Source organism: Novosphingobium sp. CECT 9465 (assembly GCF_920987055.1).
Lineage (GTDB): Bacteria > Pseudomonadota > Alphaproteobacteria > Sphingomonadales > Sphingomonadaceae > Novosphingobium.
Window position 1 is genome coordinate 1,383,398 of record NZ_CAKLBX010000001.1, and the last position, 23,393, is coordinate 1,406,790.

Consider the following 23,393-nt stretch of genomic DNA (forward strand, 5'->3'; position numbering starts at 1 on the left):
ATAAATTTTACCTAACTAAGTGATAAAATACTTATAAGGGTAAGACTCTGGCAACTCCTTCTGTTGCTTCTGGCAGGATCGTCAGCAGCAGAAGTTGGGTAAAAAGTGACCGGGTTCCTTTCTCGCCTACATCGCAATTCGCAAGGCAGTGTGCTGCCGCTTGCAGCGATCAGCGTACCCGTGATCGTTGCGCTGGTCGGTGGCGGCTTGGATATGAGCCGTGTGTACAAGGCGCGGAACCGCCTGCAATCAGCATGCGATGCCGGGACGCTGGCAGGCCGCCGCGCGGTTACGACCGATGGCTATGGCACGACCGAAAAGGCGCAAGCCGCTACGTATTTCAATACCAATTTCAACGAGGATGAGATCGGCGCAACCGATACCTCGTTCGTCACCGATTCCACCGATGCCGGCAACATGGTGACAGGCACCGCCTCAACCACGGTCAACATGGCCGTGATGAACATGCTGGGCGTGGATACGCTGGATGTTTCGGTTGAGTGCAGCGCGACGATGGGCGTGGGCAACAGCGATATTACCATGGTGCTCGATACCACCGGATCGATGGCCAGTACGCTTCCCAATTCCACCCAGACGCGCATCCAGGCGTTGCGTGCTGCCATGAAGAACTTCTACACGACCGTTGCGACGGCGACGCAAAGCTCGAACGCGCGCGTGCGCTATTCGTTCGTGCCGTACAGTTCATCGGTCAATGTCGGGCGCCTGATCTACAATCTCGATCCCGATTATCTTGCAGACCAGTGGCCGATCCAGTCGCGCGAGCCGGTGTTCAACACGATCACCGAACAGGTCTTCGTCGGCTGGGACGATCCGGTCTATACCAGCAATTCTGGCTACAGTTCGGAAACGTCGGGTTCGTCGACGCAATACAGTTCCACCAATTACACATCGCAAACAAACTGCAACAATGCCAAACCGGCAGATACTGCCTGGGCAAACAATGGTTCGTCATCCAGCAGCAACAGCACGACGACCAATGGCGACGGCCAGCAGGTTGTAACTACGACGACCACGCAACCACAACGAAAAACGAAATATACCTGTACGAGGTTGAGCAGCGGATCACGGCCATGGCGTGTGTATTACTACTATGTAAACAGAAACTATTATACTTACCAATATGCAACTTCTGATCCCGTTTATGAGACGCGGACCCGGCAGGAGTTTAGCCATTTTGCCTACAAGCGGGTCATGTACAACACCGGAACGTACAAGACTTTCGTGGCTGCTTCCGTCCCCAACGGCAGCAATGGCACCAGCGTAAGCTACACCTGGAAAGGCTGTATCGAGGAGCGCGACACCGTCGCTTCCGGGAGTGTCAGCTATTCCAATGTAACCGGCATGTCTCCATCGGACGCGCTGGATCTCAACATCGACATGGTGCCCGCTGACGATGACGAGGCGACCAAATGGGGACCGATGTGGCCGGAGGTTGCCTATTACCGGACCGTTTATTCCAACGGCTACACCTATCTGACGAACGCGGACGAAACGACGCGCGGATCGAAGGCGGGTTCCTATTGCCCCTATCAGGCGCAATTGCTCCAGACGATGACCAAAGATGCATTCGATTCTTATGCTGACTCGCTTGTGGCCGAAGGTTCAACTTATCATGACCTGGGCATGATCTGGGGTCTGCGGCTCAGTTCGCCCGATGGCCCGTGGCAGAACACGGTCAATATCGCGCCGAGCAACGGCGGCAAGGTTTCGCGTCACATCATCTTCATGACGGACGGCGAAATGGCGCCCAGCAACACGATCCAGTCCACATACGGCATCGAATACCATGATCGGCGCATCACGGATGATGGCAGCAGCAATCAGTCGTCGCGTCATACCGCCCGTTTCAAGGCACTTTGCGATGCTGCAAAGGACAAGGGATTCCGCGTGTGGGTGATCGCTTTCGGATCGTCATTGACCTCTGACCTGACGTACTGCGCATCGTCGAACAGTTCGTACCTTGCGAACAACGCAGCGCAGCTCAACACCGCGTTTCAGGAAATTGCGAAGAACGTGGGCGAACTCCGGGTCTATCAGTGATGAGTGCCTTGCGTCGCCATATCGGACGGCTGCGTGGCAGCAAGTCCGGGGTTACCACGGTCGAGTTCGCGATCGTTGCGCCGGTATTCCTGTTGGTGATCATCGGCTCGCTCGATCTGGGGCAGATGGTCTATGCAACGGGTGTGCTGGACGGTGCAGTGGAGAAGGCTGCGCGCGATTCCACGCTGGAAACCGGCAATACCGCGCAGGCCGATGAGATAGTGGAGAATGTGATCGGCAAAGTCCTGCCCGGTGCAACCATCAGTTCCACGCGCAAGAGCTATTTCGATTTCACCGACGTGAAGCGGGCAGAGCCGCTACAAGACACAAATAGCGACGGCGAATGTTCGACCGGCGAAAAGTACGTGGATGAAAACAACAACGGTCGTTACGACGAGGATGTGGGTTTGGGTGGCAATGGCGGCGCAAACGACGTCATCGTCTATACCGTGAACGTCAGGTACACGCCGACATTCGCCATGCCGCTTGTGCCGCTGGATTGGTCTGAGCGTGAACTTACGTCGACCACAGTCAAGCGCAATCAGCCGTTCGCACTGCAGGATGGGCAAGGTTCTGGAGAGGGTACGTGCTGAGCCTTCCGGCAAACCGCAGGTCGTCGAAATTGCGCAGGCTTTTGCGCTGCAAGTCGGGCGTCTCCACTGTCGAATTTGCGCTGGTGATGCCGGTAATCCTGTCGATTGCCCTTTACGGGATCGAAGTAACGCAGTTCACCACTGTCGACATGAGGCTGAGCGAGATCGCCTTGTCGCTGGCCGACAACGCTTCGCGCCTTGGACAGACGGACAACAGCGCAATCACCCCAAGCATCAGCGAAACCGACATCAATGAAGTGATGCGCGGCGCGCAGGAACAGGCAGGTACGCTCGATTTCGCCACACGCGGGAAAATCATCCTGACCAGCCTTGAACGCGACACTGCAACCGGCAAGCAATATATCCACTGGCAACGGTGCTATGGAACCCTCGCGCGACAATCAGCCTATGGCAACGACAGCACACGCAATGGATTGAACGGTGCGGTGATTACCGGGATGGGCAAAGGTACGACCAAGGTCACGGCCAGTGCCGGCAGCGCGGTGATGTTCGTGGAGGTCTTCTACAACTATGAAGGCCTTCTGGGAGACATGTTCGTCAACAACCGTGTCCTTAACAAGGAGGGTGCGTTCCTGATCCGTGACGATCGCGACCTGACGCTGGGCGTGACCGGCGGCAACGGGCTTTATCCCTGCACGTGACAGCAAGCCGGCTGTGGCTCTCCCGGACAGTCACATAACTGAACCATTGTAATTTCAGCGCCATCGAACTGTCAGGAGGATGTCGCTCTGCTCCCCTAGCGCCCCCCTCGCGACCGCAGCGGTCGCCCACAATGGGGGGCAGCATGATTCAACGTTTTTCCGCCGGTTGCGCCATGGCAACCATCGCCATTGCCACGCTGGGAGCCGCTCCGGCGTTCGCGCAAGCCGCGCCATCGACCGTTGCGGCTGACGAACCCGTTGCCGCCGAGGCTGATGCAGGCGAGCAGATCGTCGTGACCGGCGCCATTGCCGAATCGCAGGCTGCTTCGATCCGCGAAAAGCGCATCGCCGTAAATCTTGTCGATGTTGCCGCCGCTGACGCGGTTGGCCGCTTCCCGGATCAGAACAGCGCCGCTGCGCTTTCGCGCCTGCCCGCCGTGGCAGTGCAGCGCGATCAGGGGCAGGAACGCTACATCCAGATCCGCGGCGCGCCCAATCGCTGGACGTCGGTGATGATCGACGGCGTACCGATGATCGGCGTGGACGAAGGCGGCGATACGCGCGCCTTCCGCTTCGATGCGGTGCCTGCGGTGCTGCTTTCATCGATGGTCATCAACAAGTCGCTCACCCCGGAAATTCCGGCCGATGCCATCGTTGCCAATGTCGATCTGCGCACATGGTCACCGCTGGAGCGCAAGGGTCTGCATGTTGTCGGCGATCTCGGCTATGGCTTCATGGATCTGGGCAAGGGCGAACAGCGCCAGGGTTCGTTGCGTGTCAGCTGGGCCAACGACAGCTTCGGCGTGGTGCTGGGCGGGTCGCATTACCGCCGCAAGCAATTGACCGACAACCGCGAGGTAGGCGCTTACGATGCCCCTTCAAGCAGCACGGACACCACTTTTGGCCCGACCGAATTTGACATCCGCCAGTATGAGATCGAGCGCTGGAACAACGGTCTGTTCGGCGGCATCGAATATGAGCCTGTCGAAGGACAGCGCATCTGGGCCAAGGCGATCTTCACCGAATTCAACGATGACGAACAGCGCAACCAGTACGAACTGCGGCTTGACCGTGCGGTCAGCGGTACGCGCAACCTTGATGAAGGCAACCTGGTTAGCGTGCCGATGCGCGGTTCGTTCAATTACGGCGAATACCGCAACCGCAACTATATCGGCGCGATTGGCGGCGATTACACGACGGACGATGGCTTTACCGCCAATGTCCGCCTCAACTATGCCCGCACCGACAACACATCATATCTCCCGCTGGTGCAGTCGAGCACGTCGGGCCTGAACTCGCCGTCGCTGACCTATGACCGCTCGGACCCGCTGTTCCCGGTGGTCACGCTTTACAACACGGTCAGCAATGGCGGGGTGCGCGCGCGGGGAACCACCGTTCTGAGCGCGTTCGACCAGACAACGCTGAACAACGCCGACACGATCCTTATCGCCGCGCGCCAGCGCACCGTTTCGGACAGCTACACCGTCAAGCTTGACCTCAGCCAGAAACTTGATCGGCTGACGCTGTCTGCGGGCGGATTCTATGCCGACCGCACGATTGCGGGCAACAACTTCTCCTTCGTAAACCTCGTGCGAATCGGCGCGCTGGGTGCCAGCGTGGGCCAGCCTTTCGACGTCAACAGCTTCGTCACCGACACGCCGTGGGACACCGGCTTCCCGCTGGGCTTCACGCTGAACTATGCTGATAATCGCGCGATGCGCGATGCGCTTGATACACTCCTGCCCAAGCTGGCCGCAGCGGGGTTTTACAACCCCGCTGACGACGTTCCGGTGACCGACCGCTATCGCCAGATGGAAAAGACGCTGGCGGGCTATGTTATGGCCAGCGCCGATCTTGACGATCTGTTGCTGACCGGCGGTGTACGCGTGGAGCACTATCGCCTGATCAACGGCGGTACGGCGGTCATCGACAAAGTCCAGACGCCACTTTCGGTGAAGCAGACGCGCACGGACCTGTTCCCCAGCGTCAACGCCCGCCTGTCGTTGGGTGAAAGCTTTGTTGTGCGCCTTTCGGGCCAGCGCGGCGTTTCGCGTCCGGCCTATGGGGCGATCCGCGTGGGGTCTTCGATCAACGGTACGACCTCGCCCGGTACGATCACGGGAGGCAATCCGGGGCTTGAACCGGAATATACCTGGGGCGTGGACGGCAGCGCGGAATATTACCTGCCGGGCAACGGCCTGATCTCGGTCGCGGCGTTCCACCGCTGGGTTGACAACGTGTTCTACCAGAACGCGCAAGTGGTTGGCAGCGACGTGTTCGACAGCAATGGGGTGGACCGTTCGGGCTATCTGCTGACGTCGACCTTCAACGGGCAGAACGGCAAGCTCTATGGCGTGGAACTGTCCTACCAGCAGCAGTTCAGCTTCCTGCCTTCGCCGCTCGACGGTCTTGGCTTTCAGGGCAACGTGACCCTGCTGGACGGCAAGTTCGACACGCAGGTCGTCGACGGCGCGCAGCAGAAGGGCATCGCGTTCCAAGGGCTGTCCGACACCATCTGGAACGCATCGGCCTACTATGAAAAATACGGGCTTTCGGCGCGGGTCAGTTATCAGTGGCGCTCTGACTGGCTCGACAGCCTTGGCGGTTTCGGCAGCGGGGAATCGCGCAAATCCTATGGCAACCTCGACGTGTCTCTGCGCTACCAGGTGAACGAGAACTTCACCCTGTTTGCTGACGCGGCCAATCTCACAAATGAAAAATACATCGCCTATCAGGACACGCTGGAACAGCCGACCGAAGTAGAGCAGATCGGTTCGCGCTACATGTTCGGCGTCCGGTTCAACTTCTGATCCCCTGCGAGAGGAAACATCCATGCGCAAGACAATCGCCGCCAGTGTTTCGCTCCTCGTCATCGCCGCTGCCACTCCGGCAGCGGCGATTGACCGGGCAGCGGTTACCCGAATCGATGCGGGCCACGTCGCCGTCGAATGGAGCGATGCCGATCCCGTCACCGTGCTGGCGGCGGCCGATCCTTCCGCCTCGCCCGAAACCGCCGAGATCATCGCGAAGGCGGATCGTTCCGGGCGGATCGTCGTGGTATCTCCGGCATCGCAGCGGCGCTACTTCGTGCTGCGCGATGGCGGCGATGGATCGGTCCGGCGCGTCGCGGAACGCGAACTGCCGCTTCAGCAAGGTTCGAACTTTCGCGACGTGGGTGGTTATATCGGCGCCGATGGCAAGCAGGTGGCGTGGGGACGGATTTTCCGATCCGGTGCCATGCCGCTGCTGACGGAAGCGGATTATGGCCTGCTGAGCACGCTCAAGATCGCCACCATCGTCGATCTGAGATCAACGGACGAACGGATGATCGCGCCAACCATGCTGGATGATCGCACCGGAGCAATGTTTCTCAGCAACGATTACTCGCTCAAGCCGCTGATGGCCGAATTGGCCAAGAACGGCGGCGATTACATGTATGCCGGGTTGGGAGACATGCTCAAACCGCAACTCAAGGCGGTGTTCCGGTCTTTGATCAAGGCTGAAGGTCCGGTGATGTATCACTGCTCGGCGGGGCAGGACCGCACCGGAATTACCACGGCACTTGTCCTCAGCGCGCTTGGCGTGGATCGCAAGACCATTCTTGAAGACTACCACTTGTCGACCGCGCTGCGCCGTCCGCAGTTCGAAATGCCGCCGCTTGATCCCGCTGATTGGCCGGGCAATCCGATCGTCCCCTATTATGTCGCATCGGCAAAGAAACCGGGCGGCCCGAAAGCTGAGCCACTTTATGCTCCTACGGGCGTTTCCCATCTCGTCCAGCTGTTCGAGGTGATCGAGCGCGATTATGGCAGCGTGGAACGCTACCTCGACAAGGAACTGGGCGTCGGGCAGCCGGAAATCGCGCGCCTGCGTACCTTGTATCTCAACTGATGGCGATTATGGCGTTTGTAAACACGGGCGCAGCACACCCTCCCTGCTGCGACTAATTTCGCCGTCGGCTCAATAAGTCTCGCTCCCCTCCCTTAAGGGAGCGACTATCTGACAGGTCAAGTGTCACTGACCAATTTCAGCTCTTGTTTCGCGTGCTTTTGCGTTGAGTCGGACGAGCAGTTTTCGGGCGAGGGCGATGCGGACGACCATTTTGGGTTTACCTTGGTCGAGCAGGCGTTGGCGGAACTCTGCCATGGCCGGATCGAATTTTCGCACGATGTCGGCGACGAGGAAGAGGATCGAGCGGACAGAGCTTCTTCCACCACGGATAGATCGGGCACCGGATCGTTTGCCGCTGTCGTTCGCGATGGGCGCAAGGCCTGCAAGTTTGGCGATGGCCTTGTTCGACAGGGTTCCGATTTCGGGCAGTTCGGCCAGCAGGGTGGCAACGGTGCGATCTGCCACGCCCTTGACCGAGCGCAGTGTGCGATCAAGCGCGGTCCAGACGGGATCGTGTTCGATCAGGCCTGCGATTTCACGGGCCAGCGCTTTGGCTTGGGTATTGAAGAAGGCGATGGCCTCTTTCAGGCTGGCAAGGGCAAGCGGATCGCGGGTGGAATGCAGGCGCTGCTTTTGCACCGTGATATCGCCTGTCACTTGCCGCAACCGGGCAGAAAGCGCGCTAAGCCTTTGTTGTTCGTCGCAAGGTGGCGGCGTTGGCCGTAGCCGCCGTGCCGCAGCAAAGCAGGCGATGACCTCTGCATCGATACGGTCGGTCTTCTCCAGCCGCCCCATCGCCTCGGCAAAATGCCGTACCGCTCTGGGATTGGTCAGGGCACAGGGCATGCCTGCGCGCCACAGCGCCAGGAATGCGTCCTGTTCGAGCCCGCCACTGGATTCCATCACCACCAGTCCCGCGCCATGGCGACCGGCCCAGTCCGCCAACGCAGCAATTCCCGCCTCATCATTGGCGAACCGGCGATAGCCGCCGGCCTCGATCCAGCCATCAAGCCAGGCCTTGCTAACATCCACTCCACAAATCGTTTCGATCACGGTAACCTGCCTTGTCCGTACGGTTGAGACACCTGCCGACTATTCGGTCGTGCGTGACAAGCGGTGCTGGTCCCAGGCTCCCTTACGGTTACTGCCTGAGTGGTGACGGGCGACAGCAGCGCAGCGCCGGGGTGGGTGGCCACCCACCCCGGCGATCAGCCGATTACATCGCAATCAACCAACAACGTCCAGATACAAGGGGGTGGGGGTGGGTTTACGACCGCTGTGTTTACAAAAGATATAGTCGCCTAACTTGATGGGCGCGGTGCATGATCACGCTGTCGCGTCGATGGCGTGATTGCCTGCCTCGGCGTCCAATATCGTCTTGATCAGCACATCCGCCGCACCTGCTTCATCGGCAAGCTGGCGCAGTGTCTTGGCAGTGTCTTTCAAAAGACCGTCTCCGATGGGCCGTTCGCCGTTGATGAACCGGCGGATGGCTCTTTCGTCTATGCCGAGGCGGCGGGCAGCAGAAGTGGTGCCACCAAACAATTGCACACAATAGGCAAAATGTTCACGCCGATCGTGGATTGAATTTTCCGCTGCCATGTTGCCCTCGGTGGTCAGTATCATTGTCAGGTCAGCGATCCCGCGAGCGAGACCGCGGCGCGCTGGAAAGCAATTCGTGAATTTGCAAGTGGCGCGCCCGGCAGGACTCGAACCTGCTGCCTCAAGATTAGAAGTCTCGCGCTCTATCCAGATGAGCTACGGGCGCGCGCTGCCTGCCCCATAAGCTGCTTTTCGCCGTGTGCAAACCGGGTTAGCAAAGGCACCCATGAGCGATCCCCAACTTTCGAGACTCGACGGCACGTCCAGCGCCCGTCGCCACTTCCGCTATTTCGATTACGTGATGGCATCGTTCGTCGCGATCCTGCTGCTGTCGAACCTGATCGGCGCGGCCAAGCTGGCGCAGGTCGGTGGCTTCACCTTCGGCGCGGGCATCCTGTTCTTCCCGGTTTCCTACGTGATCGGGGATGTGCTGACCGAGGTCTACGGTTATTCCAACGCGCGGCGCTGTGTCTGGATGGGGTTTTTCGCGCTCATCTTCATGGCTTTCATGAGCTTTGTTGTGGTCGCCATGCCGCCCGCGCCCGGTTGGAATGGACAGGCTTCGTATGAAAGCGTGTTCGGATCGACCTGGCGGATCGTTCTGGCATCGGTCACGGCCTTCTGGGCGGGCGAATTCGTCAATTCGTTCGTCCTGGCGAAGATGAAGATCCTGACGGCGGGCAAGCACTTGTGGAGCCGGACCATCGGATCGACCGTATTCGGGCAGGCGATCGACAGCATGATTTTCTATCCCGTAGCCTTCCTTGGCACATGGACGACGGAGCAGGTGCTTACCGTGATGGTCACCAACTGGCTGATGAAGGTGCTGTGGGAAGCGGCGCTGACTCCCGTTACCTATGCCGTAGTCGGATGGCTGAAAAAGCGTGAAGGCACCGAAGTGTTCGATACCGGGACCGACTTTTCGCCATTCGCCAAGGCACCGCAGGTCTGACGAAAAGCCCCGCCTCTCCGGGGGCGGGAGAGGCGGGGCAGGTTGGGCCTCGTGCGGAAAGGGTCAGTCCGCAATCAGGCCGATCAGCAGATACACGATGATCGCGGTGCCGAAGCCGAGCACGGTGGCAAGGCCGAAGGCCACGCGCACCAGCGTTACATCAACGCCGAAGTAATTGGCGATCCCGGCGCAAACGCCCATGATCTTGCCACGTGACTTGTCGAGACGGAATCCGCCGGACTTTGCCATCGGCTTCACTGGCGAATCATCGAAACGAAGCTGCGTCATCAGATCATCTCCTGCATGGCGGCGGGGGTGCCCATCGGGGCAGGGGTGTGAACGGTGCCGGCAATCAGCGCGAGGCTGAGCGCGAAAGCTGTGGCTGCGGCGGTTATGCGCTGGGCGAGAGTGGTCATGGAAATTGTCCTCAAGTTCGGGTCGCTGTAACTGTGTGAGACCGTTTCGGCTCATGTCCCGTTCATTGCACAGGGTGTGCCAAATTGCGGAAATGGCGGAAAACGGCGTTTCCATCGCCAGCACTGCCGAATTTCTGATGGGACGGATGCAAATGATTGGTGTTTTTCACCAAGAGTTGGCGGCGAACTTTCCTGATCACTTCCCTTTGTCGATTGCGGCTTGCAAATTTTCCAAATCGCGCTTATTTGGCGCTCATCCAGACATTGTGAAAGCAAGGTCAGGCTGGAACCAGATGGTTCCGGCTCGGCTCCGCTTTTGCATATCCTGTTCAGTCAGGGATGGAACGGCAACCGGAGAGAGTATGGCGGATATTGCGCGCATTACCGAAGTTATCGAGCCTGAGGTCAAAGCCCTCGGCTTCGATCTTGTGCGTGTGCGCTATTTCAAGGGTGGAGAGATCGGTGACGAGGAGCATACGCTCCAGATCATGGCTGAACGCCCGGAAACCGGCCAACTGGTGATCGAGGATTGCGCCGCGCTTTCGCGCCGTGTTTCGGATCGTTTCGACGAACTCGAAGAAGCAGGCGAAAATTTGATCGTCGATGCTTACCGCCTCGAAGTATCATCCCCCGGAATTGACCGTCCGCTGACCCGCGCTAAGGATTATCTCGCGTGGGCAGGTCATGAGACGCGCTTCACCCTGTTTGAACCTGTCGACGGCAACCGCAAGTCGCTGACCGGCGATCTTGTCGGCCTTGAAGGTGACATCGTGACGCTGGATGACCGCAAGTCCGGGCGCGTCACCTTTCCGCTGTCGAATGTGCAATATGCCAAGCTTGTCCTGACCGACAGGCTCATCGCTTCTACCAGGCCGCTCGAAACCGACGGCGTTGATGAAATCCTCGAAGAACAGGAAGACTGACCCATGGCCAGTGCGATTTCCGCCAATCGTGCAGAACTGCTTGCGATCGCCAATGCGGTCGCCACCGAGAAGATGATCGACAAGTCGATCGTCATCGAGGCGATGGAAGAAGCGATCCAGAAGTCGGCCCGTAACCGTTACGGCGCTGAAAATGATATTCGTGCAAAGCTCGATCCGCGCACCGGCGACTTGCGCCTGTGGCGCGTGGTCGAAGTGGTCGAAGTGGTCGAGGACTACTTCAAGCAGGTCGATCTCAAGCAGGCTGAAAAGCTGCAGCCGGGTGCTGCCGTGGGTGACTTTATCGTCGATCCCCTGCCTCCCGTCGATCTTGGCCGCATCGATGCGCAGTCGGCCAAGCAGGTGATCTTCCAGAAGGTTCGCGATGCCGAGCGTGACCGCCAGTTCGACGAGTTCAAGGACCGTGCGGGCGAAGTCATCACCGGCGTGATCAAGTCGGTCGAGTTCGGCCACGTGATCGTCAACCTTGGCCGCGCCGAAGGCGTGATCCGCCGCGATCAGCAGATCCCGCGCGAAGTGCCGCGTGTCGGTGAACGGGTCCGCGCGCTGATCCTCAAGGTCGAGCGTCAGAACCGTGGTCCGCAGATTTTCCTCAGCCGCGCGCACCCTGAATTCATGAAGAAGCTGTTCGCGCAGGAAGTGCCTGAAATCTACGACGGCATCATCACGATCATGGCCGCCGCCCGCGATCCGGGCAGCCGCGCCAAGATCGGCGTTATCAGCCGTGACAGCAGCATTGACCCGGTCGGTGCCTGTGTCGGCATGAAGGGCAGCCGCGTTCAGGCCGTCGTGCAGGAATTGCAGGGCGAAAAGATCGACATCATCCCGTGGAGCGAGGACACCGCGACGTTCGTGGTCAACGCGCTTCAGCCAGCCACCGTCAGCCGCGTTGTGATCGACGAGGAAGAAAGCCGCATCGAAGTCGTCGTGCCTGATGACCAGCTTTCGCTCGCCATCGGTCGTCGCGGCCAGAACGTGCGCCTTGCCTCGTCGCTGACCGGTTCTGCCATCGACATCATGACCGAAGCGGAAGCATCGGAAAAGCGCCAGAAGGAATTTGCCGAGCGTTCGAAGATGTTCGAGGAAGAACTCGATGTCGACGAAACCCTGTCGCAGCTGCTGGTGGCCGAAGGCTTCAGCGAACTCGACGAAGTGGCCTATATCGACCTTTCCGAACTCGCGGCCATCGAAGGCTTTGACGACGAATTGGCCGAGGAACTGCAAAGCCGCGCCACTGAAGCGATCGAGCGCCGCGAAGAAGGCCTGCGCGAACAGCGCCGTTCGCTTGGTGTGGAAGATGCGCTTTCGGAACTGCCGCGCCTGACCGAAGCAATGCTGGTCACGCTCGGCAAGGCGGGCATCAAGACGCTCGACGATCTGGCCGATCTTGCCACCGACGAACTCATCGCCAAGAAGCGCGTCGAACAGCGCCGCCGCAACGACAAGGCCCCGCGCGAGCGGACCGAGCGTTCGGAGCGCAGCGAGGACAAGGGCGGCGTTCTGGGCGAATACGGCCTGAACGAAGAACAGGGCAACGAGATCATCATGGCCGCCCGCGCTCACTGGTTCGAGGATGAGCCACAAGCTGAGGAGGCCGCCCATGCGGAACCCTCACAATGAGCCGCTAAGCTCCGACATCATTGATCGCACAGCGGCGGGGAAGACCCCGCCGGAGCGGAAATGTGTGCTGACCGGGCGTCACGATGCGCGGGGGGATCTGATCCGCCTCGCCATCTCGCCCGATGGTGACGTGCTTCCCGATGTGCTGGCACGTGCCCCAGGGCGCGGCGCGTGGATCGGCGTGTCGCGCGCAGACCTTGAAGCCGCTGTTGCCAACGGGAAACTCAAGGGCGCGCTGGCGCGTGCGTTCAAGGGCGCGAAGCTGCACATCCCCGATGATCTCGGCGAACGCACCAAGCTTGCGCTGCGGCGCGCCTTGACCGACCGGCTGGGGATCGAACTGCGGGCGGGCAACGTGTTGCTGGGCACCGAACGGATCGCGCAAGGCGCGCGTTCGGGGGCGGTCACTTTCCTTGGCCATGCATCCGATGCGGGCACCGACGGGCCTAACAAGCTGGCACAGGCATGGCGCGTGGGCGAGGGGGCCGAAGGCTCCGGGCTGAAGGGTGTCATCTTGCCGCTGGACCGCGCGGCGCTGTCTGTGGCATTGGGCCGCGACAACGTCGTACACTTGGCGCTGACCGATGCCATCGCGACCGCACGAGTCGCAGGGCCGCTGCAGCGCCTGTTGCATTTTCTCGGGCACGAGACCGATGACGCTGCCGAGCCGGATGACGGCATGGCAGCAGACGACGATATTGATACGAAGGGCGAATGAGTTCGATGAGCGATAGCGACAAGAAGCCTACTCTGGGCCGCAGGCCACTGGGCCTGAAGACCTCGGTAGAGGCCGGAGAGGTCAAGCAGACCTTCAGCCACGGTCGCACCAACAAGGTGGTGGTCGAAGTGAAGCGGCGCAAGCTGATGGGACGGCCCGGCGAGGCCGCGCCCGTTGCTGCGCCCGTCGTTGCTGCGCCACAGCCGGTCCCCGTCGCGCCGCCGCCGCCTCCACCTCCGCCCCCGCCGCCCCCTTCGGCGAGCCGCGAGACACGGCAGGAGATGCAGACCCGTCTGCTGCGCGAGGCCGAAGAGGCACGCCTGGCTGCGGCCGAAGCGGCCAACCGGCGCGAGCAGGAAGAGCGCGCGCGCGCAATCGAGGAAGAACGCCGTCGGGCCGAGGAAGCCGCGCGCGCTGCGCAGGCTCCCGCACCTGCGCCGGAAGCTGTTTCTGAACCTGCGCCTGCGCCTGCGCCCGCGCCCGCTCCTGAAGTTGCCGAAGTCGCGTCGCCTGTACCTGCCGCAGCGCCCGCAGCAGAGGCCGAGGTAGCCGCGACTCCTGAGGCTGCGCCTCAAGAAGCAGCAGAAGCGCCAAAGGCTGCCGAAGCCGCACCTGCCGTGCCGGCGCCGCGCCGGTTCACGCCGGTCGCTTCTGCTGCACCGGCCAAGCGTCCTGAACCTGCGGCAAAGAAGCCTGCTGGTGCTCCGCGTGACCGCAAGACCGAAGATCGCCGTGGCGGCAAGCTGACCGTTACGCGCGCTCTGAATGAGGACGAAGGCGCGCGCGCCCGCAGCCTCGCGGCGCTCAAGCGTGCGCGCGAGAAGGAAAAGCGTGCTCACTTTGCCGGCCAGTCGCAGCCGCGCGAAAAGCAGGTCCGCGATGTGGTGGTGCCTGATGCGATCACCGTTCAGGAACTGGCCAACCGCATGGCCGAAAAGGCTGCGGACCTGATCAAGGCGTTGTTCAAGATGGGCATGATGGTCACCATCAACCAGACCATCGATCAGGACACCGCCGAACTGCTGGTTACCGAATTCGGCCACAACATCCAGCGCGTGAGCGACAGCGATGCCGATATCGACACGACTGCCGATGTCGATGCCGACGAAACGCTCGAAGCACGGCCCCCGGTCGTGGCGATCATGGGCCACGTCGATCACGGCAAGACCTCGCTGCTCGATGCCCTGCGCGGCACCGATGTTGTGCGCGGTGAAGCAGGCGGGATCACGCAGCATATCGGTGCGTATCAGATCAAGACCAAGGGTGGTGACAGGATCACCTTCCTTGATACGCCGGGCCATGAAGCCTTCACCGAAATGCGTATGCGTGGTGCCAACGTCACCGATATCGTCATTCTTGTGGTGGCGGGCGATGACGGGCTGATGCCGCAGACGATCGAGGCGATCAACCATACCAAGGCAGCCGGTGTGCCTATGATCGTGGCGATCACCAAGTCGGACAAGCCGGAATTCAATCCGCAGAAAATCCGCGAACGCCTGCTCGAACATGAAATCCTTGTGGAAGCCATGTCGGGTGATGTTCAGGATGTGGAACTGTCGGCAAAAACAGGCGCGGGGCTTGACGATCTGATCGAGAAGATCCTGCTTCAGGCAGAACTGCTCGAACTGCGCGCCAACCCGGATCGCGCAGCCGATGCCACCGTGATCGAAGCCAAGCTCGACAAGGGCAAGGGGCCATTGGCCACCGTCCTCGTCAATCGCGGTACGCTCAAGGTCGGTGACATTCTCGTCGTCGGCACCCAGTCGGGTCGTGTTCGCGCGATGCTCGATGACAAGGGCCGTCAGGTGAAGGAAGCCGGTCCATCGCTGCCGGTCGAAGTGCTCGGCCTTGGCGGTGTGCCGATGGCTGGCGATACGCTGACCGTGGTGGAAAGCGAAGCGCGGGCGCGTGAAGTGGCGGCTTACCGTCAGGAAATGGCAACGGCGAAGCGTACCGTGCAGGCCCCGGTCAATCTCGAAAACATGTTCTCCGCCCTGGCGACGAAGAATGCGATCATCGAGTATCCGCTGGTTGTGCGCGGAGACGTGCAGGGTTCGGTCGAAGCTATCGTCAATGCGCTGAACAAGATCTCGACCGACGAGATCAAGGTCCGCATCCTGCAATCGGGCGTGGGCGCGATCACCGAAAGCGACGTCAATCTGGCGCAGGCCAGCGGCGCGCCGATTGTCGGCTTCAATGTTCGTCCCAACGCCAAGGCGCGCGAACTGATCGAGCGCAACAAGGTGCGGATGAAGTACTTTGACGTGATCTACCAGCTTACCGACGATATTCGTTCGGAAATGGCGGGCGAGCTTGGGCCGGAAGCCATCGAAACGGTCGTCGGCCGTGCCGAGGTCAAGGAAGTGTTCCCTGCTGGCAAGAAGGACAAGGCTGCCGGTCTGCTCGTGGTCGAAGGCGTCATCCGCAAGGGCCTCCACGCGCGTCTCACACGCAACGATGTCATCGTCAGCCGCACGACCATCTCGTCGCTGCGTCGTTTCAAGGACGATGTTGCCGAAGTGCGCGGCGGTCTGGAATGCGGTGTGCTGCTGACCGACACGAACGACATCAAGGCGGGCGACCAGCTTGAAGTCTTCGAAGTCGAAATGCGCGACCGGACTTTGTAAGGTTAAGGATTTGCGATGGCCTGCCAGCCTGATGGCAATACCAAATTTGGTATTGTTGTTGTGCTGGCAGGCCTTGCTGCCATAGTGGGGGCAGTTTCGCTTTTCATTTGTCGTATAGCGGCGAACTGAATCCTTCTGAACCAACTCAATTTTGCCTCTTCCGAGGTCGCTACCAGCGACAGAAGGGAAGGTGATTTTTGTGGATTTGGATACAGTAGTGGTTCTGGTTCTCGGCGTAGCGACTTTTGTGGTCGGGTTCGTCGGTCTGGTGATCAAGCTCATCGAGCTTAGTCGCAAGTAAGCCAGTGAGGGGGCGCTGTAGCAGCGGCGCTCCCGATACCAAAAGAGCCCAGACGTAGCAGCGCCTGGGCTCCGGGATGGTGAAATGGATATTTCAACCGTAGTGGTCCGTCTTCAATAACACTTCTGCCGGAAAATGCAAGAATGACCCGCTATGTCGCCCTGTTCGGTTCCATCAATGTCGGCGGCAATCGCCTGAAGATGGCGGATTTGCGCCATGCGTTCGAGAGGGAAGGACTGACCGGACTTGAGACCGTCGTCGCCAGCGGCAACCTGCTGTTCGATTATGATGATCGTCCGCTGGATGGGCTTGAAGACATGTTCGCCCATGTCATGCAGGACCGCTTCGATTTCGACAGCTTCGTCGCCGTCCGCAACCGCGAGGCTATGGCAGAGGCCATCGAAGGCAATCCGTTCACTGGCATCGGCGCAGACAATCTGGTCCACACCATGTTCCTGGGCAAGCAGCCCGACCAAGCCGCGTTCGACAAGCTGGCAGCCGATCAGGCGATGCGCGGCTTCGAAAAGTTGGCAATCGGCAACCGCAGCATCTATATAGATTTTGCCAACGGCGTGGGGGAAAGCAAGCTTACCGGCGCTTTCATCGAACGCCGTCTCGGCACGCGGGGCACCGCGCGCAATGTGCGCTCGATTGCCCGTATCCTAGCTAAAATGAGTTAGACTTGGCCAAGCAGACCACCCCCGAAACCCGCTCCGTCCGCCTGCTCAAGGTGGGGGAACAGGTGCGTCATATCCTGTCCGAACTGCTGATGCGGCAGCAGGTGCATGACGATGTGCTGAGCGCGCACACGGTTTCTGTAACAGAAGTGCGCATGTCGCCTGACCTGCAACACGCATCGGTATTTGTGAAAGCGCTGCTGGGCGAGGACGAGGAGCTGGTGCTCAAGGCATTGCGCACGCACACCGCCTATTTCCAGCGCGAAGTGGCCCAGCGCCTGCGCCTGAAATTCGCGCCCAAGGTCAAGTTCCTGCCCGACGAGAGCTTCGATGTGGCAAGCCGCATTGAATCGATCCTGGCCGATCCCAAGGTCAAGCGCGACCTTGGCCCTGCCGACCCCGAAAGCTGACCGGCCGGGCGGAATGGCCAAGCTCTATTTCTACTATGCCAGCATGAATGCCGGCAAATCGACCAACCTGCTCCAAGCAGAATTCAATTACCGCGAGCGGGGCATGGCGACGATGCTGTGGACCGCATCGATCGATGATCGGGGAGGCGACCGCGCCATCGAGAGCCGTATAGGCCTTCACGCCCAAGCCAATCGCTTCGACGCTGAAACCGATCTGTGGGCGCGCGTCAGCGCGGCCCACGCCGTCCAGCCCTTATCGTGCGTGCTGGTCGATGAAGCGCAGTTCCTGTCAAAGCACCAGGTGTGGCAATTGGCGCGGATTGCTGATGCTGCGGGGATTCCCGTGCTCTGCTATGGCTTGCGTACCGATTTTCAGGGTGAGCTGTTTGAAGGGGCGGCAGCGCTGCTCGGCATTGCGGATTCGCTGGTTGAACTCAAAGCCGTTTGCCATTGCGGGCGCAAGGCGACGATGAACTTGCGCGTCGACGATGGCGGTGCGGCGGTGCGCGCGGGAGACCAGACAGAGATCGGCGGGAACGACCGCTATGTCGCGCTGTGCCGCAAGCATTTCAGCGAAGCCATGGAAGGGATGCCGTCTTGATCCATGATGATCCGATGGGGCTGTTGGCTGTGCTGGCCGACGGCGATGTTCGGCTCGAACCGCTGCGCGAAGATCACCGCGCTGGCTTGCAGGCGGTGTGCGCCGAGGATCTGGACATCTGGCAGATGTATGGCGTGAGCTATGGCCCAGACCATTTCGATGCTTCGTTCGACATGTTGCTGGGAAATTCGCCGCGCCTGCCCTTTGCCATCGTGTCGGGTGGCGAACTGGCGGGCGTGACCGCTTGGATTGACCCGAACCCGCGCTGGCTTACCGCTGAAATCAGGAATACTTATCTGTCGCCGCGTTTTCGCCAGAACAAGGTCAACGGCCGCATGAAGCGATTGATGATTGCGCACGGTTTTGCGTGTGGGCTGAAGCGGATTCATTTTTCGATCGATGTGCGCAACGAGCGCTCGCAAGCCGCATGTCGCAAGATCGGCGCGACCTTCGAGGGCATCTTGCGTAACCACATGATCACATGGACCGGGCACCTGCGCGACAGTGCGATCTTCTCGATCGTCGAGCGCGACCGCGAACGACTGGGCTACTGACATGAACCCCGAAAGCCTGATCTGGACCATCGCCACGGTGGCGATTCCGATGATCCTTGCCATCGTGTTCCACGAAGTGGCGCATGGCTGGATGGCGCGGGCGCTGGGCGATCCCACGGCGGCAGAGGCAAAGCGCCTCAGCCTCAACCCGTTGCGCCATGTCGATCCGTTCGGCACGATCATCCTGCCCGGCCTGCTCAAGCTGACCGGCGCCCCCGTTTTCGGCTGGGCAAAGCCGGTGCCGGTGGATTTCCGCCGCTTGCGCAATCCGCGCTGGGGCATGGTCGCGGTTGCCGCTGCCGGGCCGGGGGTCAATTTCATTCTTGCAGCCATGGCAGCCATCAGCCTGGGATTGCTTGTCCGCGCCACCGACAGTTCCATCGAGCCGGGGCTTCCCGTGCTGTTCCTTGCGGACAATTTGCGCAATTTCCTGCTGGTGAACCTGTTTCTGGGCACGTTCAACCTGCTGCCGATCCCGCCATTTGACGGTTCGCGGATTGTCATGGGCATTCTTCCGGCACCACTTGCCCGCGTGTACGGCAGGATCGAACCGTTCGGGCTGATCGTTGTCTTCGCGATCCTTGTAATCCTGCCATATCTGATGCCCGAACTTCGTCTGGTGGAGCGTGTGGTCCTGCCCCCGGTCGAATGGATGGTCGCCCATCTGGGCCAGCTTGCCTCGGCGGTGGCCGGCCCGGAGCCGATGTGAAGCCAATGGTCGATGGCTGGATCATTCTCGACAAGCCGCTGGGGCTTGGATCGACGCAGGGCGTGGCGGCGGTAAAGCGCAATTTGCGGCAGGCAGGCTTCGGCAAGGTCAAGGTCGGCCACGGCGGTACGCTCGATCCGCTGGCAACGGGCGTGCTGCCGATCGGCATCGGCGAGGCGACAAAGCTGTGCGGGCGGATGCTCGATGCGAGCAAGGTCTACGCCTTCACCGTCCAGTTTGGTGCAGAAACCGACACGCTCGATCTTGAGGGCAGGATCGTGACGGAAAGTCCGCATCGGCCCGCGCTGTCCGATCTTGAATCTGCGCTGGGTGCCTTTCGCGGCCCGATCGAACAGGTTCCACCCGCCTATTCCGCGCTGATGATCGATGGCGAACGCGCCTATGATCTGGCGCGGGCAGGGCAGGTCGTCGAACTCAAGTCGCGCAGTGTCACGATTCACACGCTGACGCTCGATTGCACTGACGGACCACCGCAGGCGCTCCAGTCCGCAACGCTCACCGCGCATGTCTCCAAAGGCACGTATATTCGCAGCCTTGCGCGCGATATTGCGCGGGCGCTGGGCACCGTGGGCCATGTCACCATGCTGCGCCGCTTGCGTGCGGGGCCGTTCGACTTGTCGGGGGCGATTTCGCTGGACAAACTGAACGAGGTCGGCCAAGGCGCGCCCCTTGAACACGTACTCTTGCCGCTGGAGGCAGGGCTGGTCGACATCCCGGCTCTCAACCTCGATCCTGAGCAGGCAAGGGCGGTCCGACAGGGCCGCGTTCTGACGGGATTGCCCTTTGATGACGGGCTTTACTGGGCGCGGGCAGGCAATGTGCCGGTCGCGCTGGTTGAGCTTTCAGGCGGAAGCCTGAGCGTCACGAGGGGGTTCAACATCGCCGATGTCGCGGAGTGAATGATATGTCGATTACCGCAGAAAAGAAGCAGGAAGTCATTGCGAGCCACGCCCGCGCCGAAAACGACACCGGTTCGCCGGAAGTTCAGGTCGCGATCCTGACCAGCCGCATCCAGACCCTGACCGAGCACTTCAAGTCCAACCACAAGGACAACCACTCGCGTCGCGGCCTGCTGATGATGGTCAACAAGCGTCGTTCGCTTCTCGATTACCTGAAGAAGAAGGATGTGGCGCGGTATAACGCCCTCATCCAGAAGCTCGGTCTTCGTAAGTAACCAAGCGGAGCGGCCCCTAGCGGGCCGCTTTTGCGTTTAGGCTTGCCTGCAATTCGGCAGGACGCCTTCGGGGCACGATAAACGGCCCCACACCGGACCGGGACGGAAACCCCGGCAGCAAAAACCCGCGCGCAATAGGGCCGTGGGCTGAAGGAAATCAAATGTTCGACGTCAAAACCGTATCGCTGGAATGGGGCGGAAAAACCCTCACTCTGGAAACCGGCCGTGTTGCCCGCCAGGCAAACGGCGCTGTGCTCGCCACTTATGGCGAAACCGTTGTCCTGTGCGCGGTCACCGCTGCCAAGTCGGTCAAGGAAGGCCAGGATTTCTTCCCCCTGACCGTCCACTATCAGGAAAAGTTCTCCGCCGCCGGACGTATTCCGGGTGGCTTCTTCAAGCGTGAGCGCGGTGCGACGGAAAAGGAAACGCTGGTTTCCCGTCTGATCGACCGTCCGGTCCGCCCGCTGTTCCCCGAAGGTTTCTACAACGAAATCAACGTGATCTGCCAGGTTCTCAGCTATGATGGTGAGACTGAGCCAGACATTCTTGCGATGATCGCGGCATCCGCTGCGCTGACCATCTCCGGCGTCCCCTTCATGGGTCCGATCGGCGCTGCCCGCGTCGGCTTCAAGGATGGCGAATACCAGCTCAACCCGTCGCTTTCGCAGGTCGCCGAAGGCCGCCTCGATCTCGTCGTGGCGGCAACCGATTCTGCCGTGATGATGGTGGAGTCTGAAGCCAAGGAACTGACCGAGGAAGAAATGCTCGGCGCGGTCATGTTTGCGCATGACGAAATCCGCAAGGTCGTCGGCGCGATCATCGATCTGGCCGAAAAGGCCGCAAAGGAGCCTTGGAACGTCGATCTGTCGGACAACACGGCTGACATCAAGAAGAAGCTCAAGGACATCGTCGGCAAGGATGTTGCTGCGGCCTACAAGCTGACCGACAAGTCGGCCCGTTCGAACGCGCTCAACGATGCGCGTGCAAAGGCGAAGGCTGCGTTCTCGGACGAAACCCCGCAGACCCAGATGGTCGCCATGAAGACCATGAAGAAGGTCGAGGCGGACATCGTTCGCGGCGCCATCCTCAAGGACGGCACCCGCATCGACGGCCGGACCACCACGCAGGTCCGCCCGATCGAAGCCATGGTCGGCTTCCTGCCGCGCACACATGGTTCTTCGCTGTTCACGCGCGGTGAAACGCAGGCGATCTGCACCACCACGCTGGGCACCAAGGACGCCGAGCAGATGATCGACGGTCTCGATGGCCTGTCGTACCAGCGCTTCATGCTGCACTACAACTTCCCGCCCTATTCGGTCGGTGAAGTCGGGCGCTTCGGCGCTCCGGGCCGTCGCGAAGTGGGCCACGGCAAGCTGGCATGGCGCGCGCTGAACCCGGTGTTGCCGACCAAGGACGCGTTCCCCTACACGATCCGCGTTCTGTCGGACATCACCGAGTCCAACGGCTCGTCCTCAATGGCGACCGTGTGCGGCGGTTGCCTTTCGATGATGGACGCTGGCGTTCCGATCGACCGTCCGGTTTCGGGCATTGCGATGGGCCTGATCCTCGAAGGTGATGAATTCGCCGTCCTGTCGGATATTCTTGGCGATGAAGATCACCTCGGCGACATGGACTTCAAGGTTGCCGGTACTGCCAACGGCATCACCACGATGCAGATGGACATCAAGATCGCGGGCATCACGCGCGAGATCATGGCCAAGGCACTGGAGCAGGCCAAGGAAGGCCGCGCGCATATCCTGAACGAGATGACCAAGGCCCTGGGCGAAGCGCGTACCGAACTTTCGGCACACGCCCCGCGCATCGAGACGATCACGATCGACAAGTCGAAGATCCGTGACATCATCGGCACCGGCGGCAAGGTGATCCGCGAGATCGTTGCCACCACCGGCGCCAAGGTCGATATCGACGACGAAGGGATCATCAAGATCTCGTCGTCCGACACTGCCCAGATCGATGCCGCCAAGGCATGGATCCTCGGCATCGTGGAAGAAGCCGAAGTCGGCAAAATCTACGACGGCAAGGTCGTCAACATCGTTGATTTCGGCGCTTTCGTGAACTTCATGGGCGGCAAGGACGGTCTCGTCCACGTGTCTGAAATGAAGAATGAGCGCGTTGAAAAGCCGCAGGATGTCGTGAAGGAAGGCCAGGCCGTAAAGGTCAAGGTTCTTGAAATCGATCCGCGCGGCAAGGTTCGCCTGTCGATGCGCGTCGTCGATCAGGAAACCGGCGCTGAACTGGAAGATACCCGTCCGGCACGTGAACCGCGCGAACCGCGTGGTGACCGTCCTGACCGTGGTGGCGGTGATCGTCGCGGACCGCGCAGCAATGACCGTGGCCCACGTCTTGAAGGCGGTGACCGTGGTCCGCGTCGCGAAGGCGGCGACCGCCCGCGCCGTGACCGTGATGATGGTCCGGCTCCCGATCACATGCCAGCGTTCCTGAAGTCTGACGACTGAGGCCGCTAACTCCAACAAAAGAAGGGTGATTATACCCTTTGCAAACATCATTTCGTCATTGCGAGGAGGCGAAGCGGACGAAGCAATCCAGTGTCGTTACACACCGCTCTGGATTGCTTCACCTCGCTGTGCGAGGCTCGCAATGACGAAGCGAGAGCTTGTGTTTGCAAAAGCCATAATCGCCAGAAAACGGCCCGGTTCGCGAGAACCGGGCCTTTCTTTTATGCGGTGGTAAGCAATGCTCTCGTCTTGCAGCGTCATCCGGGTTTCAAGCTGTGCCGGGCTGTATTGGTGCATTGCGCAGGTGCCCGTTCCTTTGTGTGTTCAAGCCCTTCAATCTGCACCATTTTGGCGAAATCTTAACCATTCGATGCGAGGCCTTAGGC

At 60.5% G+C, this 23,393-nt stretch carries 22 protein-coding genes and 1 tRNA gene; 18 read left to right on the forward strand and 5 right to left on the reverse strand.

Annotated elements, in window-relative coordinates; genetic code table 11:
* Positions 1 to 150: 150 nt before the first annotated feature.
* The 5 genes from LUA85_RS06755 to LUA85_RS06775 all read left to right on the forward strand — a co-directional run bounded on the left by LUA85_RS06755 (position 151) and on the right by LUA85_RS06775 (position 7,207).
* Entirely contained in the window at positions 151 to 2,061 is a 1,911-nt protein-coding gene (locus LUA85_RS06755; RefSeq protein ID WP_231468097.1) for a Tad domain-containing protein, read from the forward strand.
* On the forward strand, positions 2,061 to 2,654 hold the full coding sequence (locus LUA85_RS06760) for a TadE/TadG family type IV pilus assembly protein (protein WP_231468099.1): 594 nt from the start codon (positions 2,061 to 2,063) through the stop codon (positions 2,652 to 2,654). The genes LUA85_RS06755 and LUA85_RS06760 overlap by 1 nt, the downstream gene beginning before the upstream one ends.
* Entirely contained in the window at positions 2,648 to 3,316 is a 669-nt protein-coding gene (locus LUA85_RS06765) for a TadE/TadG family type IV pilus assembly protein (protein WP_231468101.1), read from the forward strand. Before LUA85_RS06760 ends, LUA85_RS06765 begins: the two co-directional genes overlap by 7 nt.
* 143 nt (positions 3,317 to 3,459) lie before the next feature.
* Positions 3,460 to 6,126 (forward strand): TonB-dependent receptor, encoded by a 2,667-nt coding sequence (locus LUA85_RS06770; protein ID WP_231468103.1) that lies wholly within the window; start codon positions 3,460 to 3,462, stop codon positions 6,124 to 6,126.
* A gap of 22 nt (positions 6,127 to 6,148) precedes the next feature.
* Complete coding sequence (locus LUA85_RS06775; protein WP_231468105.1) at positions 6,149 to 7,207, forward strand: tyrosine-protein phosphatase; 1,059 nt, start codon at positions 6,149 to 6,151, stop codon at positions 7,205 to 7,207.
* 123 nt (positions 7,208 to 7,330) lie between these two features.
* On the opposite strand, the gene LUA85_RS06780 is transcribed toward LUA85_RS06775, so the two are convergent.
* The 3 genes from LUA85_RS06780 to LUA85_RS06790 all read right to left on the reverse strand — a co-directional run bounded on the left by LUA85_RS06780 (position 7,331) and on the right by LUA85_RS06790 (position 8,975).
* A complete protein-coding gene (locus LUA85_RS06780; RefSeq protein WP_231468107.1) occupies positions 7,331 to 8,260 on the reverse strand; it encodes an IS110 family transposase in 930 nt (309 codons plus the stop codon).
* Positions 8,261 to 8,533: 273 nt separating this feature from the next.
* Entirely contained in the window at positions 8,534 to 8,833 is a 300-nt protein-coding gene (locus LUA85_RS06785) for a hypothetical protein (RefSeq protein ID WP_231468109.1), read from the reverse strand.
* A gap of 65 nt (positions 8,834 to 8,898) precedes the next feature.
* Positions 8,899 to 8,975: transfer RNA gene (locus tag LUA85_RS06790), tRNA-Arg, on the reverse strand.
* Between the two features lie 60 nt (positions 8,976 to 9,035).
* On the opposite strand from LUA85_RS06790, the gene LUA85_RS06795 reads away from it, so the two are divergent.
* Positions 9,036 to 9,761: a queuosine precursor transporter gene (locus LUA85_RS06795; protein ID WP_231468111.1), complete on the forward strand. Its 726-nt coding sequence runs from the start codon at positions 9,036 to 9,038 to the stop codon at positions 9,759 to 9,761.
* A 63-nt stretch (positions 9,762 to 9,824) separates the two neighbouring features.
* Here the strand turns inward: LUA85_RS06795 and LUA85_RS06800 are convergent, their stop codons facing one another.
* Both LUA85_RS06800 and LUA85_RS21585 read right to left on the reverse strand, forming a co-directional pair.
* Positions 9,825 to 10,049 (reverse strand): PspC domain-containing protein, encoded by a 225-nt coding sequence (locus LUA85_RS06800; RefSeq protein ID WP_231468113.1) that lies wholly within the window; start codon positions 10,047 to 10,049, stop codon positions 9,825 to 9,827.
* Positions 10,049 to 10,177, reverse strand: coding sequence for a hypothetical protein (locus LUA85_RS21585; RefSeq protein ID WP_256448228.1), 129 nt, complete (start codon positions 10,175 to 10,177; stop codon positions 10,049 to 10,051). Before LUA85_RS21585 ends, LUA85_RS06800 begins: the two co-directional genes overlap by 1 nt.
* Before the next feature lie 362 nt (positions 10,178 to 10,539).
* Here LUA85_RS21585 and rimP point away from each other — a divergent pair, with 362 nt between their 5' ends.
* The 12 genes from rimP (at position 10,540) to pnp (ending at position 23,007) form a co-directional block, all read left to right on the forward strand.
* On the forward strand, positions 10,540 to 11,100 hold the full coding sequence (gene rimP, locus LUA85_RS06805) for a ribosome maturation protein RimP (RefSeq protein ID WP_231468115.1): 561 nt from the start codon (positions 10,540 to 10,542) through the stop codon (positions 11,098 to 11,100).
* A 3-nt stretch (positions 11,101 to 11,103) separates the two neighbouring features.
* Positions 11,104 to 12,738 carry a transcription termination factor NusA gene (gene nusA, locus LUA85_RS06810; protein WP_231468117.1) on the forward strand — a complete coding sequence of 545 codons (1,635 nt, stop codon included), beginning with the start codon at positions 11,104 to 11,106 and terminating at the stop codon, positions 12,736 to 12,738.
* Entirely contained in the window at positions 12,719 to 13,456 is a 738-nt protein-coding gene (locus LUA85_RS06815) for a DUF448 domain-containing protein (protein ID WP_231468119.1), read from the forward strand. Before nusA ends, LUA85_RS06815 begins: the two co-directional genes overlap by 20 nt.
* A gap of 5 nt (positions 13,457 to 13,461) precedes the next feature.
* Complete coding sequence (gene infB / locus LUA85_RS06820) at positions 13,462 to 16,083, forward strand: translation initiation factor IF-2 (RefSeq protein ID WP_231468121.1); 2,622 nt, start codon at positions 13,462 to 13,464, stop codon at positions 16,081 to 16,083.
* A 444-nt stretch (positions 16,084 to 16,527) separates the two neighbouring features.
* Positions 16,528 to 17,064 carry a DUF1697 domain-containing protein gene (locus tag LUA85_RS06825; protein ID WP_231468123.1) on the forward strand — a complete coding sequence of 179 codons (537 nt, stop codon included), beginning with the start codon at positions 16,528 to 16,530 and terminating at the stop codon, positions 17,062 to 17,064.
* A 2-nt stretch (positions 17,065 to 17,066) separates the two neighbouring features.
* Entirely contained in the window at positions 17,067 to 17,471 is a 405-nt protein-coding gene (rbfA, locus tag LUA85_RS06830) for a 30S ribosome-binding factor RbfA (protein ID WP_231468125.1), read from the forward strand.
* Positions 17,472 to 17,484: 13 nt separating this feature from the next.
* The gene (locus tag LUA85_RS06835; protein WP_231468127.1) at positions 17,485 to 18,072 is read left to right on the forward strand and encodes a thymidine kinase; all 588 of its coding nucleotides are present in this window, start codon (positions 17,485 to 17,487) and stop codon (positions 18,070 to 18,072) included.
* Positions 18,069 to 18,626: a GNAT family N-acetyltransferase gene (locus tag LUA85_RS06840; RefSeq protein WP_231468129.1), complete on the forward strand. Its 558-nt coding sequence runs from the start codon at positions 18,069 to 18,071 to the stop codon at positions 18,624 to 18,626. Before LUA85_RS06835 ends, LUA85_RS06840 begins: the two co-directional genes overlap by 4 nt.
* A gap of 1 nt (position 18,627) precedes the next feature.
* Positions 18,628 to 19,335, forward strand: coding sequence for a site-2 protease family protein (locus tag LUA85_RS06845; RefSeq protein WP_231468131.1), 708 nt, complete (start codon positions 18,628 to 18,630; stop codon positions 19,333 to 19,335).
* A gap of 5 nt (positions 19,336 to 19,340) precedes the next feature.
* Positions 19,341 to 20,255 carry a tRNA pseudouridine(55) synthase TruB gene (gene truB, locus LUA85_RS06850; protein WP_231471790.1) on the forward strand — a complete coding sequence of 305 codons (915 nt, stop codon included), beginning with the start codon at positions 19,341 to 19,343 and terminating at the stop codon, positions 20,253 to 20,255.
* 5 nt (positions 20,256 to 20,260) lie between these two features.
* Complete coding sequence (gene rpsO / locus LUA85_RS06855) at positions 20,261 to 20,530, forward strand: 30S ribosomal protein S15 (RefSeq protein WP_231468133.1); 270 nt, start codon at positions 20,261 to 20,263, stop codon at positions 20,528 to 20,530.
* Between the two features lie 161 nt (positions 20,531 to 20,691).
* Positions 20,692 to 23,007: a polyribonucleotide nucleotidyltransferase gene (pnp, locus tag LUA85_RS06860; RefSeq protein ID WP_231468135.1), complete on the forward strand. Its 2,316-nt coding sequence runs from the start codon at positions 20,692 to 20,694 to the stop codon at positions 23,005 to 23,007.
* Positions 23,008 to 23,393 lie beyond the last annotated feature (386 nt).

Excerpts from the sequence above, each read along its gene's own strand:
- LUA85_RS06760 (WP_231468099.1), top strand. The coding sequence starts at position 2,061 with ATGAGTGCCTTGCGTCGCCATATCGGACGGCTGCGTGGCAGCAAGTCC.
- LUA85_RS06770 (WP_231468103.1), top strand. The coding sequence starts at position 3,460 with ATGATTCAACGTTTTTCCGCCGGTTGCGCCATGGCAACCATCGCCATT.
- LUA85_RS06775 (WP_231468105.1), top strand. The coding sequence starts at position 6,149 with ATGCGCAAGACAATCGCCGCCAGTGTTTCGCTCCTCGTCATCGCCGCT.
- LUA85_RS06785 (WP_231468109.1), bottom strand. The coding sequence starts at position 8,833 with ATGATACTGACCACCGAGGGCAACATGGCAGCGGAAAATTCAATCCAC.
- LUA85_RS06795 (WP_231468111.1), top strand. The coding sequence starts at position 9,036 with ATGAGCGATCCCCAACTTTCGAGACTCGACGGCACGTCCAGCGCCCGT.
- LUA85_RS06800 (WP_231468113.1), bottom strand. The coding sequence starts at position 10,049 with ATGACGCAGCTTCGTTTCGATGATTCGCCAGTGAAGCCGATGGCAAAG.
- LUA85_RS21585 (WP_256448228.1), bottom strand. The coding sequence starts at position 10,177 with ATGACCACTCTCGCCCAGCGCATAACCGCCGCAGCCACAGCTTTCGCG.
- rimP (WP_231468115.1), top strand. The coding sequence starts at position 10,540 with ATGGCGGATATTGCGCGCATTACCGAAGTTATCGAGCCTGAGGTCAAA.
- nusA (WP_231468117.1), top strand. The coding sequence starts at position 11,104 with ATGGCCAGTGCGATTTCCGCCAATCGTGCAGAACTGCTTGCGATCGCC.
- LUA85_RS06815 (WP_231468119.1), top strand. The coding sequence starts at position 12,719 with ATGCGGAACCCTCACAATGAGCCGCTAAGCTCCGACATCATTGATCGC.
- infB (WP_231468121.1), top strand. The coding sequence starts at position 13,462 with ATGAGCGATAGCGACAAGAAGCCTACTCTGGGCCGCAGGCCACTGGGC.
- LUA85_RS06825 (WP_231468123.1), top strand. The coding sequence starts at position 16,528 with ATGACCCGCTATGTCGCCCTGTTCGGTTCCATCAATGTCGGCGGCAAT.
- LUA85_RS06835 (WP_231468127.1), top strand. The coding sequence starts at position 17,485 with ATGGCCAAGCTCTATTTCTACTATGCCAGCATGAATGCCGGCAAATCG.
- LUA85_RS06845 (WP_231468131.1), top strand. The coding sequence starts at position 18,628 with ATGAACCCCGAAAGCCTGATCTGGACCATCGCCACGGTGGCGATTCCG.
- truB (WP_231471790.1), top strand. The coding sequence starts at position 19,341 with ATGGTCGATGGCTGGATCATTCTCGACAAGCCGCTGGGGCTTGGATCG.
- rpsO (WP_231468133.1), top strand. The coding sequence starts at position 20,261 with ATGTCGATTACCGCAGAAAAGAAGCAGGAAGTCATTGCGAGCCACGCC.
- pnp (WP_231468135.1), top strand. The coding sequence starts at position 20,692 with ATGTTCGACGTCAAAACCGTATCGCTGGAATGGGGCGGAAAAACCCTC.